The organism is Microvirga sp. BSC39 (assembly GCF_000739015.1).
Lineage (GTDB): Bacteria > Pseudomonadota > Alphaproteobacteria > Rhizobiales > Beijerinckiaceae > Microvirga.
In genome coordinates, this window is sequence record NZ_JPUG01000077.1 from 143,214 (window position 1) to 157,071 (window position 13,858).

Annotated in this window: 14 protein-coding genes; 4 read left to right on the forward strand and 10 right to left on the reverse strand. The window is 61.1% G+C overall.

The window, feature by feature from the left end; translation table 11 throughout:
* Positions 1-58: 58 nt before the first annotated feature.
* Positions 59-1,258 (reverse strand): site-specific integrase, encoded by a 1,200-nt coding sequence (locus tag MA07_RS22935; protein WP_036357340.1) that lies wholly within the window; start codon positions 1,256-1,258, stop codon positions 59-61.
* A 406-nt stretch (positions 1,259-1,664) separates the two neighbouring features.
* Here MA07_RS22935 and rarD point away from each other — a divergent pair, with 406 nt between their 5' ends.
* Positions 1,665-2,576, forward strand: a complete 912-nt coding sequence (rarD, locus tag MA07_RS22940; RefSeq protein WP_244445337.1) for an EamA family transporter RarD — start codon at positions 1,665-1,667, stop codon at positions 2,574-2,576.
* 113 nt (positions 2,577-2,689) lie between these two features.
* Here rarD and MA07_RS22945 read toward each other — a convergent pair whose 3' ends face one another.
* From MA07_RS22945 to MA07_RS30275, 5 genes are all read right to left on the reverse strand, one after another.
* A complete protein-coding gene (locus tag MA07_RS22945; RefSeq protein ID WP_052003450.1) occupies positions 2,690-4,261 on the reverse strand; it encodes a polysaccharide lyase family 7 protein in 1,572 nt (523 codons plus the stop codon).
* Between the two features lie 757 nt (positions 4,262-5,018).
* Complete coding sequence (locus MA07_RS22950; protein WP_036357341.1) at positions 5,019-5,264, reverse strand: hypothetical protein; 246 nt, start codon at positions 5,262-5,264, stop codon at positions 5,019-5,021.
* A gap of 199 nt (positions 5,265-5,463) precedes the next feature.
* On the reverse strand, positions 5,464-6,285 hold the full coding sequence (locus MA07_RS28090; RefSeq protein ID WP_052003451.1) for a phasin family protein: 822 nt from the start codon (positions 6,283-6,285) through the stop codon (positions 5,464-5,466).
* A 407-nt stretch (positions 6,286-6,692) separates the two neighbouring features.
* Positions 6,693-7,031, reverse strand: coding sequence for a hypothetical protein (locus MA07_RS22960; protein ID WP_152568987.1), 339 nt, complete (start codon positions 7,029-7,031; stop codon positions 6,693-6,695).
* Positions 7,032-7,217: 186 nt separating this feature from the next.
* Entirely contained in the window at positions 7,218-7,391 is a 174-nt protein-coding gene (locus MA07_RS30275) for a hypothetical protein (RefSeq protein ID WP_160195482.1), read from the reverse strand.
* 217 nt (positions 7,392-7,608) lie between these two features.
* On the opposite strand from MA07_RS30275, the gene MA07_RS22965 reads away from it, so the two are divergent.
* The gene (locus MA07_RS22965; protein WP_152568988.1) at positions 7,609-7,953 is read left to right on the forward strand and encodes a hypothetical protein; all 345 of its coding nucleotides are present in this window, start codon (positions 7,609-7,611) and stop codon (positions 7,951-7,953) included.
* Between the two features lie 79 nt (positions 7,954-8,032).
* Here the strand turns inward: MA07_RS22965 and MA07_RS22970 are convergent, their stop codons facing one another.
* The 4 genes from MA07_RS22970 to MA07_RS22985 all read right to left on the reverse strand — a co-directional run bounded on the left by MA07_RS22970 (position 8,033) and on the right by MA07_RS22985 (position 10,441).
* Entirely contained in the window at positions 8,033-8,740 is a 708-nt protein-coding gene (locus MA07_RS22970) for an outer membrane protein (RefSeq protein ID WP_036357345.1), read from the reverse strand.
* Between the two features lie 293 nt (positions 8,741-9,033).
* Positions 9,034-9,462 (reverse strand): NUDIX hydrolase, encoded by a 429-nt coding sequence (locus tag MA07_RS22975; protein WP_036357347.1) that lies wholly within the window; start codon positions 9,460-9,462, stop codon positions 9,034-9,036.
* Positions 9,463-9,523: 61 nt separating this feature from the next.
* A complete protein-coding gene (locus MA07_RS22980; RefSeq protein ID WP_036357349.1) occupies positions 9,524-10,027 on the reverse strand; it encodes a hypothetical protein in 504 nt (167 codons plus the stop codon).
* A 33-nt stretch (positions 10,028-10,060) separates the two neighbouring features.
* The gene (locus MA07_RS22985) at positions 10,061-10,441 is read right to left on the reverse strand and encodes a phasin (RefSeq protein ID WP_036357921.1); all 381 of its coding nucleotides are present in this window, start codon (positions 10,439-10,441) and stop codon (positions 10,061-10,063) included.
* 200 nt (positions 10,442-10,641) lie between these two features.
* On the opposite strand from MA07_RS22985, the gene MA07_RS22990 reads away from it, so the two are divergent.
* Both MA07_RS22990 and MA07_RS22995 read left to right on the forward strand, forming a co-directional pair.
* Positions 10,642-13,335, forward strand: coding sequence for a PAS domain-containing sensor histidine kinase (locus tag MA07_RS22990; protein WP_081929131.1), 2,694 nt, complete (start codon positions 10,642-10,644; stop codon positions 13,333-13,335).
* Positions 13,335-13,835 (forward strand): GNAT family N-acetyltransferase, encoded by a 501-nt coding sequence (locus MA07_RS22995; protein ID WP_052003453.1) that lies wholly within the window; start codon positions 13,335-13,337, stop codon positions 13,833-13,835. The genes MA07_RS22990 and MA07_RS22995 overlap by 1 nt, the downstream gene beginning before the upstream one ends.
* The last annotated feature ends 23 nt before the right edge of the window (positions 13,836-13,858 follow it).

Sequence of the window (13,858 nt, forward strand, 5' to 3'; positions counted from 1 at the left end):
TTGATCCTTTGCTGGATTGCAGCTTGCTTAGCTTTCAGACTGACGGTTCACGCCGTGATCACCTGTTCGCGATCAGCACACTCGGTCCCGGGCTAACCTCAGACAGTTTGAGGATGTAATCCGCCCACCTGGTGAGAGCCTCGCGCTTCTCTTTGGCGTACGTCGCGCGGTTATAAATTCCGGCGACACCTGCTTTATGGCCAGAAACGTGATTGAGGATTGCCTCGACGACATGGGGGAAGATGCCTATCTCCGCTATGCGTGTGGCCACCGTGCGCCGCAAGTCATGAAGCCGCCAGGGGCGCATCACTGCCCCGGCTTTCGCGATCCGGGCATCAAGACGAGTTTTCGACTTTGACCAGCCACTGAATCCGCCTCGACCCTCGCCGAATACAAAGTCGCGCCCTTCGCGGCGTGCTGTATTTCGCAGGATCTCCAAGGCAGCGCCACTGAGTGGCACCTCATGGGTCAACCCATTCTTTGTGCGCTCGCGCGGAATGGCCCAGAGACCCATGTCGAGGTCCAGCTCCGACCACTTCATGTCCCCAACTTCGTCGCGCCGCTGGCCTGTTAGGATCAGGAGCCGAACGATGCGGCCATAATCGTCATCGCGGCAGGCCGTCCAGATGGCGGCGAGCTCCTCGTCCATGACGACGTGCTCGCGCGAGACCTCGGCGGCCACCCTAATGGTGCCCATAACTGGGTTGGAGTCAGCGAGCCCAACTGCCACCGTCCAGGCGAAAAGTGCAGACAAGGCGGCACGGGCACGGTTGGACGCAATCGGCCCGCTCTGCTCGGCGATCTCCTCGAGGCGGTTCGCGACCAGAGCCCGTCTGATTTCACTGATGGGCAGTCCCTGAAAGGGCTGCCAATGCTTCTTCAGATGACGTTCCACCTCCTCGAAGCTGCGCGGCTTCAGGCGGTCCTGCGCATGCTTCAGGTACCGCTCAGCGACAGCCTCAAAAGTGATCTTCGCACGCGCCTTGGCTTGTGCCTTCTCGGCGTGAGGGTCCGACCCCAGCTGCACCTTCGCAAGTGTCTTCTTCGCCTGCTCGCGAGCCGCATCGAGGGGAACAGTATCCACACGACCGATGGTTTCGCGGCGGGATTTCCCACCAGCGCGGTACTGCACCACCCAGACTTTGCCCGTCGGGTTGATGCGGACTCCAAAGCCCGGGAGCACGTCATCCCATTCGATGTGGTAGGGCTTGCCGGCGGGAATTCGGAGGCTGGAAACGGACTGCTTTGAGAAGCGCATGGAACCCTGCTGGTAAGCAGCTGGTAAGCAGCCTGATGCTTACTAGCGATTATCTCGGATCGCATGATCTGGTGGTCCCCATTGAATTGTCAACGGAATTCGGTGCTATGATGCTTACTGATCGCTTATGATCAGTGTGGCTGCCAGATTGTGGATCTGGGGGTCCCCCGTTCGAGCCGGGGCGGCTGTACCACTTCAAAGTCGAAGATTTGGCCCTCGCAGGTTCGAGGTGTTGCTTCCTGAAAATCCAGTCTGATCTGCCCTCCAAGGGCATGGCGGCTTGTTGCGTCCTGTTCTGAGCAGAGCCCGCTTGACTGGCAGCTTGCCGTTTCTGGGATTTGGACTACGACCCTCAATAAGGATCGTCGCAGGTCACTGCGCTCACATTGTCCAACAGGTTGAATCAATGACACCGGACCAGGAGAACCCCGAGGCGCGTCGGACGAGGATCGGCGTTCTCTATGCCCTTGCGGCATTCTTCATGTGGGGTTTGGTGGTGCCGCTGCACTTCAAGCTCCTCTCGTCGATACCGCCGCTCCAGATCCTCGCCCACCGCATCGTCTGGGCGAGCCTGTTCGCACTTGGGCTGATCTTTGCCTTCAGGCAGTGGAAAAGGCTCGTCGAGGCCTTCCTCTCCGGTCGGCAACTGCTCCTGCTCGGCGTTTCGGCGGGTCTGGTTGCGATCAACTGGCTGATCTACATCTGGGCCGTGAATTCCGGGCATCTGGTGCAGACAAGCCTCGGATACTTCATCAACCCGCTCCTGAACGTGGTGCTGGGTGTGCTCTTCCTCCGGGAGCGCCTCCGGCCTGCTCAGGTGGCAGCCTGCCTGCTCGCCGGGATAGGTGTTCTCGTCCTTGGCGCGTCCTCCGGCGAGATGCCCTGGGTTGCGCTGGCCCTGGCATGCAGCTTCGGCTTCTACGGTCTGGTCCGAAAGATCGTGCCGGTGCCTCCACTTGTCGGCTTCTGCATCGAGTCTCTTCTGCTCACACCTCTGGCGCTGGGCAATCTGGCCATGACTTTCGCCGATGGCAGCGCTGCGGCATTCCAAGGACAGATCGGCCTCGATCTGCTTCTCGTGCTCACGGGGTTCAGCACGGCGGCGCCGTTGATCTGGTTTGCCGCCGGGGCGCAACGACTGAAGCTTTCCACCATCGGGCTCCTGCAATACCTGGCCCCGTCCGGGCAACTGGCTCTCGGTGTCTTCGTTTATGGGGAGGCCTTCGGATGGGTGGATGCCATCGCGTTCGGTCTGATCTGGATGGCCCTGGCGATCTATACGACGAGCGCCTTGAGGTCTGCACCCGGCAAGAAATGAAACGAAGGCTGCTTTCCTGATCCTGTGGCGCCCATTCAACCAGAGCGGGATGTGCAAACAGAAGCGGCCCCGGTTGCCCGGGGCCGCTTTGCAACTGATGGATTAGGCCACCCTTAGATGACGAGGAAATCGGCCGCCGTAAGCTTGGCGAGGTTCTCGATCATGGCGAACTTGACCGCCGCGCTTGAGCCCGAGCCATCCGCATCATAGGACAGAGCGCCGGTCTTGCTGTCGTAGATGATGCGGTCGTCGGAATCCAAGGCCTTGGTGCCAACCACGAAGCTGCTGGCCGACAGGTTGCCCCACTTGAGCTTGGTGAACGCCGAGTCGTTGAGGCGGATCGTGTCGTCGGCCACATTGAAGTCGACGATCACGTCCACGTTCTTGCTGCTCGGCGTGGTGTCGAACGTGAACGTGTCCTTGCCTGCGCCCCCGATCAGCACGTCGTTGCCGTTCTTGGCCCAGATCTTGTCGTCGCCGCCTTTGCCATCGATCAGATCGTTGCCGGACGTGCCTGTCAGGCTGTTCGAGCTGCTCGTGCCCGACATTGTATTCGTCGTGACCGGTCGCGAGGTGGTGGGCGTCGGGGACGTCGGTGCGGCCGTCTCCGCCACATCCGCAACGGCGAGAGTCACGGTGCCGGTGTCCGTGTCGCCATCCGCGTCCTTGGCGGTGTAGCTGAAGCTGTCCGAGCCGAAGAAGTCAGCCTTTGGAGTGTAGGCGAAGGAGCCATCGGCATTGATCTTCACGCTGCCGCCCTGAGCGGTGGCGAACGTGCCGGCGACAGCCACCTTGCCGCCATCGGCGGCGGTGTCGTTGATCAGAACGCCCTGCGACGCGCTCACAGTCAGAACCGTATCTTCCACCGCCGCATAGCGATCGTCCGTTGCCGTGACTGCATTGTCCTTCGACACGGGAGTCGGGGTAGGAGTAGGAGCCGGCTGCGTCGGTGTCGTCACAGTGCCGTTGTGGTTGAAGCTCAGAGCGTAGAAGGAGGTCTGGCCATAGCCCGTGCCATTGGTCTCGTTCGCCCCGAGATAGGCTCCGGCCTTGAAGTAGAAGGTATCCGACTGCCACACGCTGTTGATCGTGCTGACCGACTTGTAGACCTGTCCATCGGCAAAGATCGTCACCTCGAGCGTGTCGCCCTTGGCATTGATCGTGTAGGAGAAGCGCTCGTCGAGCGACACGCTCGGCTGCTGACCGGACGCATTCACGAAATAGAACTTCGTCTCGGCATTGCTGGAGCCGGCGTGATCGTTCGCGAAGTAGAGCTTGCCGTTCTCCCAATAGAGGCGAACCAGCTCGTCGTTTTGACCGTGGATCTGACCGACGATGATGCGGCCGCCCATGCCGTCGCGGATCGGAGCGGCATCGACCTCAAGGGTGGCGCTCATGAAGCCGCCCGTGTTGAGGTTCCATGCGGCCTTCGCCGTGCCGTTCATCTCGCGCAGTTCGGAACGGGCATAGGACGAACCGCTGGTGGTGGCACCGTCGACTGCCGCCACGAAGGTCATGGCGCCGTCGGCAGCGGTGTAGAAGTACTTGGAGTTCTGGTAGGTGGAGAGATTCTGCACTTCCACGGCGGTGCCGCTGATGCCGCCATTGGCATCTACAGGAAGGGTGATCTTCCAATTGGACAAGTCAAAGTTGCCGCCGGGAGCGACTGAAGGATTCAAAGTCATATTATCTGCCCCAAAATTAAGCGAGCCTCTTTCTGAGGCTTCTGAATAATAGTTATGCAGTTCTATGAAGAACTTGCTGCGACCACGCAGTAATAAAACACTATGCAACTATCGATACAGGTGAGCACTTCTTACGTTGCTCATAATATTGCGGATCTCAGAATCGTGATCTGCTCATCCGTTGAGGCCGTTCTGACGGCCGAATAAGGCAACATCGTGGCAAGGACGATATTATTATCCTAGGTTTTCCGAAGCGTAACAGTATCGGAAGTGCCCCGGTGCGGTTCGAGACGACAGGGGGCGAGGGATCATACATGATCCTCTTTTCCCCTGACAGTGTAGCCCTGATCAACTCACCCTTTCCAGAGGCATGCAAAGAAAGAGCGCCTTCTCGAATGGCGCTCTAGGAGGGCCGCTCTTGCGACCGGGAGGGAGGACCGTGCCAGTCAGGCACTCATGAAGGCTGCGCCTGAAAGGTAAATGGTTGATTACGTAACGGAAAGATACCTGTGATTTTTGAAGTGTCTGCCAATCGGACAACCGACTCAGGCTCGTAGCCATGCCGGGGCGTGGCTGAACTTTGCTGCTTCAGTGCAGCACAAGCAACCAGCTCACCAGAGCCAGAGGAGCGACTATGCCGAGGACAAATGAAACAGCACCGTGAGCCATGAAAGCCTCCTGCTAATTCCCGAAGGTAAGCCAAGGCTCATCAGGCGGCGGTGCGCTGCAGCACGTTCACGAACCGCGATATCGGCGCTCAGGTCTCTTTATCAACAGGCTGGGTTGCCGTGTGCGGGGGTGCATCCGCTTGCGCCGGGGCATCCGCCGCATCGTTGCGCGCCTTGCGCTTTCGACCGAGCCATCTGTACAGCATCCAGCCCAGTCCCGAGCTGATGGCGGCGATCACGACCAGGCCGGAACTCGGGTAATCCCGGAAATTGACGCGGCTTTCGGTGTCGAGCTCGTCTGTTCCCTCATCGGTATGCTTGTCGGTCTCAGGCATGAATGCGCCTCGTCTGGAATGCTCCACATATAGGCCGCGCAAGCTGGCCGTCCATCAATGGTGCACAGCCAATACGTTCGGAACAGCACACGAGGCGGCTCCGAAAAGGACACGAACGGCACCGGTCCATATGTTTCCGGTGCCGTTCCCGGCTCGATGGCTTTCCCTACCTCAGCCTAGGGCCTCGGGGAGGGCTCTTTCATGCAGGATTCCGGAAAGGCGCCAACGAAGAGGCCGCCCTTCTGGCGCTGCCCTGCCATGTTGCCTTTTCCGCGAGCTGCACGGCAAGGTCAGCCAGACGGAAGCTGTTTTGGAGCGTCAGTTCGAGATTGTCCTGCATGAGCGAAACCTGCGTCCTGGTGAGGTCCTGAATCGACCGGCACTGAGCGAGCTTGGTCCATGCATCGAGGTTCGTCTGAAGCCGCTTCTGGCTCATGCGCAGGCACTCTTGCGAGAGGTCCTGCACGCTGGCGGCCACCGTATGGGCGCTGTCCGTTCCCATGCGAACAACGTCGTCAACTCCGTCCAGGCTACCCCGGACCACAGGGCTCATGCCTGCGGGAGCGCGCGGCTCGACCTGCTTTGCGTCGCTGAGGTTCGCCAACTCGTCCTCGACCTGGTCCGCGACGGCTTGGGCTTCCTCGTCGCTGAGCACTTCGAGGACGGCCGGAAGAAGCTGCTTCCGATCATCCCGGATATGCCGCTGGAAGGCCTTTCTGAGCTCAGTGACCTTGCCGAGAAACTCGCTGCTGCTCTTTTGCATGCGCTCGAGTTCCCCCAGCAATGACGCCGTCTCCTCGTTGTCGCTGACGGAGGCGCTGAGCAGGTCGTGCATCCCATGCCTTTGCAGAATCGGGAAGAGATGTTGCTCCTGAAGGCTCGCGAGGAGTTCCAGTTCGTCCTTCAAGTCTGCGAAGAGACGCTCACGGGTTTTGGTCGCGCTGTCCGAGGTTGCTAGGATTTTCTCGAAAAGGTCATTGGCTTTGTCAGGCGGCGTCTGGCTGAAATGTTTCGCTGGCATTGTCGTGCCTCATCATCGTGGGAGGGAAATGGATAAACTCAAACGCTCTTGGCTCATGCGTTGCTGCCTGAATCATCGAGCATCACGCCAAGTTCCCGACTTTCAATGGAAAAGCCCGCAACTCTTTCGCCACGAGCGGCAACCTCAACAGCAAACCATGACCTGAATACGACAGGTCTCATGAGAATCCGCGGCCGAGGAAGATCGTGCGATCCGGAAGGTTGTTGCGCCAGCCAGCAATTCTGGCTGCACCGCATGTTCGCAGTATTCAAGGAAGAGACCAGGCCGACTACGATGCGGCGATCGAGTGAGCCCCGTGCTCCTGCGATCTTCTCATCGACTCGACACGAGAGCAGAAGAGCCAGCTCCAACCGCGCTGTTTCGCGAGCAGGTTCAAGAACCGATGCTCAACGTGCTGCAGTCATTCCGGCGGCTTCCGGAACAGGGCTCTTGGTGAGAGTGATCTTGTTGTGGCTCCGATCGCACGAGACGGTGACGAAGCCGTCCGAGGCCTGGATGCGAGCTGTCACGACATCGCTCGTGTTCACGAGCTTGACAGGTTCTTCGTCCATTTCCTGTGCAGCTTCGCTGATGATGGAGAGGCATTCACCGAAAGGCATGGATGCAATGCGGGTGTCGGCGGACTGAGCTTGAGCGCCACCCAATGCTGCCGCGCCAAAAGTGCCAGCCAAGATTATCATCAGAAAGGAGCGCATCAACCTATTCTCCAACGCCCGGAAGATCATCACATCCGAGCTTTGCCCGCTGTGCTCTGTCGCACAGGGAAGGAACGTGCCGCAGCATGCGGCCGTTCCTCGCTGTCAATGTCGCAGGGAGATGTCTGCCGGTTCTGGTGGATCCTATTCGGATGCCCTTAGCAGAGATTGAATCTTGGCGGTGAAAAGCGCTGTCGCCATGGCTGAGGCGATACCTCAGCCGCTCGATTCCTTCTGATTTCCGAGGATCTGGCGCCCGCGCCGTTCTGCCTGCTCCAGGGCCTCGGCCAGGAGACGCCGACCCTGCAGCAGGGCCTGCTCGTCCGGGACGGTAAGGCTCAGGGCGGAGAGAATCTTGTCCGCTTCCATTTCATGGCGAGTGTCTGTCATGAGGTCATTCTCTTTCCAAGCTCTGCTGGTGGAACTGCCGAACTTCACCTCAGGTTCCGGGCTGATGAGTGCTGCGCCTCAAAAGCGCCCAGCTTGACCATTAGAGCGCCGTGGAATGCACCCGTAGAGGCTTGCCAGCCTTCTGGAACTGTAAGACACTTACATCCACTAAGCAGAGCCCTCATGATTGCCGATGCACGAGCCTCGTTTCGCGGCCGTGACCAGTATCGTTTTGCGTAAAGCCTCCTGCCGGGCCTGTTCGTGGCAGGCCTCTCCGATTGACGTTCATTCTCTTGCGCGTTCAGACATGATTCATCGCAACATTGGCAGTCATGGTTCCATGACAGGCGACGACCCGGATCCCTTGAAGGACGCCCTTGATCTCCAGAATCGGGTGAGATCTTTGAGGGCCTTGCTCGAGCTGCAGCGCTGGCAGATCGAGGTGCTCAATGACAGGCTCTACTCATCCGATGCGGGCGGAGTCGCCGCTAAGCGGCTGCTTGCCCTCAAGCGCAGTGAGACGGAGAGCCTTCAAGCGCCTCGTGCTGTCAACGACCCCTGATGCAGTGGCCCGGCCAGCGGCAAAACGAAAAGGCCCGGTGACAGCACCGGGCCTTCATGCTTTCCGAACAGTCAGGCAATCAGTTGAACTTGTAGTTCACGCCCGCACGAAGCACGCCGAACTCGGCATCGCGGTCGACATTGACGCGGCCACCGCGATCGAAATTGTCCTTCGTGTCGATATCCACGTAGAGGCCTTCGACCTTGGCGGTGAAGTTGTTGGTGATCGCGTATTCGACGCCGCCGCCGATGGTCCAGCCCCAGTTGATTTCATCGCCGGAATGATGGCCGAGAACCGGGTCGATGCCCCTGTTTCCGCCGACATCGCCATAGGCGAAACCGGCCGTGCCGTAGACCAGGGCGCGGTCGAAGGCCACGCCGGCGCGGGCGCGGATGGTGCCGAAGAAGCCGTCCGAGTCGCCTGGGTAATAGGTCGTGCCGTAGGAGGCGCCCTTGTTGCCGACGGCGGCATATTGGAGATCCGTCTCCACGCCGGCCACGAACATGCCAAACTGATAATTGTAGCCGCCCTGCACGCCGCCCACGAAGCCGCCGTGCCGCCGGCCGGGAATGCTGCCGAAGGTCGGGTCATAGAAGCGGCTGTCGCCCATGTTCCAGCCATAGCCGGCGTTCAGGCCTGCATAGAAGCCCGTCCATGTGAAAACCGGGAGTGAATTGTAAGCAGGAGCAGGGGAGTAGCGGGACGGAAGATCGGCCGCCTGGGCGTTCGAAGCCGCAAGGCCGAGAGCCGCTGTGGCAGCGAGCAGTCCAAGAGCAGATTTACGCATGATTGTATTCCGTACTTGTGAGCTAGATGTCGCTAGGCATGAATTGCCTGTCGCCAAGGTCATAAAAGAATGTGAGAGAATGTTGCAATATGTTTGAGTGTAACCACTCGAAACATGATTGACGGTTTATGAAGGTTTACTCTTCATCAACCATGTTACGGAGCTGCGGGTTGAGGTCGGCTGGCGATTATGTGCAAATCGCAGCGTGACGTTGGGCCTTCCAGCCTCAAGTTAAGAGACAACAACTTGGCCTCATCCGCACAGGGGTGGGGCCTTTTTCTTAACGCGGGAGGTTATGGGTTCGACACGAGAGCCCGAGCGCGACGGGCAATCGTCCCGACATCAGCGCTCATAGCAAGTCTGTCGTGTTCAAGCTCGATCACCGGAAACCAGCCGGCCTCGAGCGCATCGTCGCCCGCGACAGGCTCTCCGGAGATCCAGCGGCAGCGGACGGCGATCAGGATGTAATGCTGCTGAACCGCCCCGGAAGGATCCGGTACCAGGATGTCGAGCGTGGTGATGACGTCCTGAGCTTCCGCGTGCACGCCGGTCTCCTCCAGGAGTTCTCGGATGGCTGCGGCCCTGACCGTCTCGCCGAACTCGATCTTCCCGCCCGGGAAGCCCCACAGGCCGGCATCGGGCGGATTGGCCCTGCGGACCAGCAGGGCCCGGTCGTCATGGATAACGACGGCGATGACAGCTGGAATGGGTGATGGAGACATGAAAAAGGCTCGGCCGATGTGGCCGAGCCTTAGCGTATGATCCGGCAGTCGGATAGCGCTACTAGCGCCCGGGCCTTTGAAAGGCCGAGTGCAGGGGCTCCAGGCTCTTGGTGAACCAGAGTGCCGCCGACTCCGCGACGTCCTTCCACTGGGCGGAAGCCGCCTCGTAGGCCAGGCGCGTCGCTTGGCTCTGCGCCTTGAGGGCCTCGGGCAGGGGAGCAGGGCTGATCGCCGAGCGCCAGAGGTCGAGAGCTGCGCTGCTCTGGATGGTCAGGGCATCGATGATCTTGCCGTTGACCTCCAGAGCGCCTTTTGCCGATACCGTCACGGCCTCGCCGACGGCATGGCGGAAGGCGTCGCTCTGCTTCTTCGCGGACGAGAAGAGGGCCTCGGCCGCGACGGGCTCCACCTCGACCACCTTCGGCGGCGTTGCAGGCTTTGCAGCCGTGACCGCCTCCAGGGCCGGGGCGGCCGGAGCAGCCGCCAGCTCGATGAGATCGGCTTTCAGCTCAGGGCTGGCGGCCTTCGTTGCTCTCTTGGCTCTTGGCTTCTTCGCTTCCGCCATCGTGAGGTCCTCGCGGGGCTGTGGGAGGGTGGCTTACTTCTTGGAGCCCGGCTGCTTCATGGCCGACTGTGCCATGGAGCCGAATTCCTTCATCTGGGTCTGCATCGCCTCGAACTGGCTGCGCACGAACTCGGCCTGGATCTGCATGGCTTCCTGCATGTCCTTGGCGCGAACCATCCTCTGGGCGAGGTCGAAGGCTGCGTTCAGGTTCTGCTCGGTGTAGCTGAAGGTCTTGCGGGCGGCATCGCGCGCGCTGGCCTGGACCGTGGTGGCCGAGCCTTCGAAGGTGTCGGCAGTCTTCTGAGCCGCGCTCATGAAGCCGTCGATGGCCTTGCGGGCCTGATCGACGCTCTTCTCAGCGAAATCGCGCATCTCCGGGGGAATTTCGTAACCTTGGGGCTGGTTCGTCGCCATGACATGCTCCTTGTTGTAAGGCATTTGTGCAGTGCAATATCACATTGTGCGCTGCAAAATCAACTCCTTTGTGCCTTGCGTTATTAAGGTTACCTCAAAGTAAACGGATTCAAGGGTTCCGCCTTGCATGCTTGACCGCAGATATTAGTCTAGAAGCTCAAGCTGAAGAGTTTCCGCGGCAGTCGTGGCAAGGACCGTTGATGACGGGTGGCCCCAATCCCTTTGAACGTTTGATCGCGCGGCTTGCCGCCGAGCCGGGCCTGGGCCTGCTCGCCGAGCCGGGCGCGGTCGCGTTCATCTGGGATCGGACAGGGGAGAGACTGCTCTGGACATCACCTGGCGCCGAAGGATTGAGGGATGCCTTCACCGAGGGCTTCGAGCGGGTCACCCGTGATGTTCGCACCCGGGAACGCATCAAGGCTCTCGCCGGCGGCTTTGCTCCCCGCGAAAGTGTCCGGGTGGAACGTCTGAGGCTCGACCCGGCTCGCCCATGGCTTCCCGTTGCCTGTGCCTGCCGTTTGGCCGCCTTGGACAACGGTGAGACCGTGCTGGTGACGGCATTCACCGGATCGGCAAACAGGGCCGGGCGCCCTCGCTCTTTCCAGGCCGCCGGCGAGAACTCACCGGTTCAGAGACAAGCCCCTGAAGTTTCCGGCAACTCCGCTCCTCGAGCAGACCAGCCCCGTGGCACGATCCGTTTCGTCTGGCAAGCGGATGCGCAGACCCGCTTCACCGAAGTCTCGCCGGAGCTTGCCCAAGCTGTCGGGCCTGTTGCGGCCAATATCCTCGGGCGGACCTGGGACGAGGTGTCCCGTTCGGTCGTCATGGATCCGGACGGCGCCGTCGCGGACCTGTTTGCCCGTCGGGATACCTGGAGCGGGCGAACCGTCTTCTGGCACATCGACAACGCCTCTTTGCAGGTGCCTGTCGATTGGGCCGGTATGCCCGTCTTCAGCAAGGACCGGGAATTGACGGGCTTCCGAGGCTTTGGCCTGCTGCGCATGGATGCGGCGCGCGAACGGGACGTTATTGAGGAGCCGATAGAGGATGAGCGCCGTAGCCAGGACGATCTGATCGCCCAAAGCCTCGTCCCTGACGACACCTTCCCGTTCCGCCCGCCGGAGGAGATGCCCTCGCAGGAGCCGGAGGCCGTGAGCGAGGGGTCCGATGAGGACAACTGGTTCACCAATCTTCGGGAGCAGGTCGCGGAAGCGCTCTCCAGCACGGCTCCGCCGGAACCTGCGCCGCAACGCAAGCTCCTTGACAGGCCGCCTCCAGGCTCGACCCTTTCGGATACTGAGCGAAATGCCTTCCGGGAGATTGCGCGGGCGCTCGGCGCCCGGTTGGAAGACGTGCCCTCTCAGGACAAGGTCCCGGAGCAGCCCGACGAGACCGCACCGGCCGCCGAGAGAGACGCTCCTTCCGGGTCGTCCAGCGCTCCGGCAAGCAGCGACCCCATCCTCGACCGGCTGCCGATCGGCATCCTGGTCCATCGCGGCGAGCGCATTCTTTTTGCCAATCGCTTCCTGCTCGATCTCACCGGCTATGAGACCGTCGAGCAGATCCAGGTCGATGGCGGCCTCGTGCACCTGTTTCGCGGCTCTCCCGCCCTCGGAGGTTCAGGCGAAGAGGACACGGCTCTCGCACTGACGACACACGGCAACGAGAACATTGCCGTCACCGTCCGCACTTCGTCGGCTGAATGGGACGGCGGGGAGGCGGATCTTCTGGTGATCCGCAGGGCTTCCAACGCGGACGTTCCTCCGCATCGACCCCAGGACAGCCGCGTCCACGAGCTGGAGGCGATTCTCGATACGGCAACCGACGGCGTGATCGTGCTCAACGAGACGGGGCGCATCCTGTCCCTCAACCGCTCGGCCGAGGCGCTGTTCGGCTATGACGAGCGGGCGGTGGCGGGCGATGCCATCACGGTGCTGCTGGCGCCGGAAAGCCACATCGTCGCTCTCGATTACCTCGAGCGCCTGCGATCGCCGGGTGTCGGCAGCCTGCTCAATGATGGACGCGAAGTGCTCGGCCGGGAGCGCCAGGGTGGGTCCATCCCGCTCTTCATGACCATGGGTCGCCTGGGCGACGGACCGGAGCGCCGCTTCTGCGCCGTGTTGCGCGACATCACGGCCTTCAAGAAGACCGAAGGCGAGCTGCTCGGCGCCAAGCATGCCGCCGAGGAAGCAAGCGCCCAGAAGTCCGATCTTCTGGCCAAGATCAGCCATGAGATCCGCACGCCCCTGAACGCCATCCTGGGCTTCGCCGAAGTCATGCTCGAGGAGCGGTTCGGCCCGATCGGCAACGATCGCTACAAGGAATACCTCAAGGACGTTCACGCCTCCGGCTCCCATGTGATCAGCCTCGTGAACGATCTCCTGGACCTTGCCAAGATCGAGGCGGGGCGCCTGGAGCTCTCGTTCACCGGTGTGAGCCTGAACGACCTCGTCTCCAGCTGCGTGTCCCTGCTTCAGCCGCAGGCCGCCCGCGACCGCATCGTCATGCGCATGAGCTTCGCGCCCAAGCTGCCGCCCGTGGTGGCCGATGAGCGCTCCATGCGCCAGATCGTGCTCAATCTCGTGTCGAACGCCATCAAGTTCACCGATGCGGGCGGACAGGTGATCGTCTCCACAGCCATGACGGACCGGGGCGAAGTCGCGTTCCGCGTGCGCGACACCGGCATCGGCATGACCTCGGAGGAGGTCGTGGCCGCCCTCGAACCCTTCCGTCAGCTCGCCACCTCGCGCAAGCGCGGCGGCACTGGGCTTGGCCTGCCCCTCACCAAGGCTCTGGTTGAGGCAAACAAGGGAGCGCTGCAGATCTCCAGTCAGCCCAGCGAGGGAACGCTGGTCGAGGTGATTTTCCCACCGACGCGGGTTTGGGCGGAATAGTGCCCAGCTTCGTTCTGCGGCATGCTTCCTCTGACGACATGAAGGCTGTGGCCCGGTTGCACCGCCACGTGCGCAGAACCTGCCTTCCTTATCTGCCCGAGCTCCACACGCCGCAGGAGGATCTGGCTTTTTTCGAGGGCCACATCTTCCCATCCTCCACAATCCGGTTGGCCGAGGATGAGGGCCGGTTGATCGGATTTGCGGTCTCGAAGCCGAATTGGCTCGAGCATCTCTATGTCGACCCGACATGGCATGGCCGCGGAGTCGGGCTGGCCCTTCTGACAGCTGTCCGGGAAGATGCGCAGGAGCTGAACCTCTGGACCTTTCAGGCGAACGGGCAGGTGCGCCGCTTCTATGAACGTCACGGCTTCAGGCTTGTCGAGATGACCGATGGATCCGGAAACGAGGAGCGTACCCCGGATGCGCATTATCGCTGGACACGTCGTCAGGCTGGATGGAGCGACGATCATCACGTTCATGAGGCTGACACCCCCTCGTGATCCTGTGCGATGGATCAAAGCCG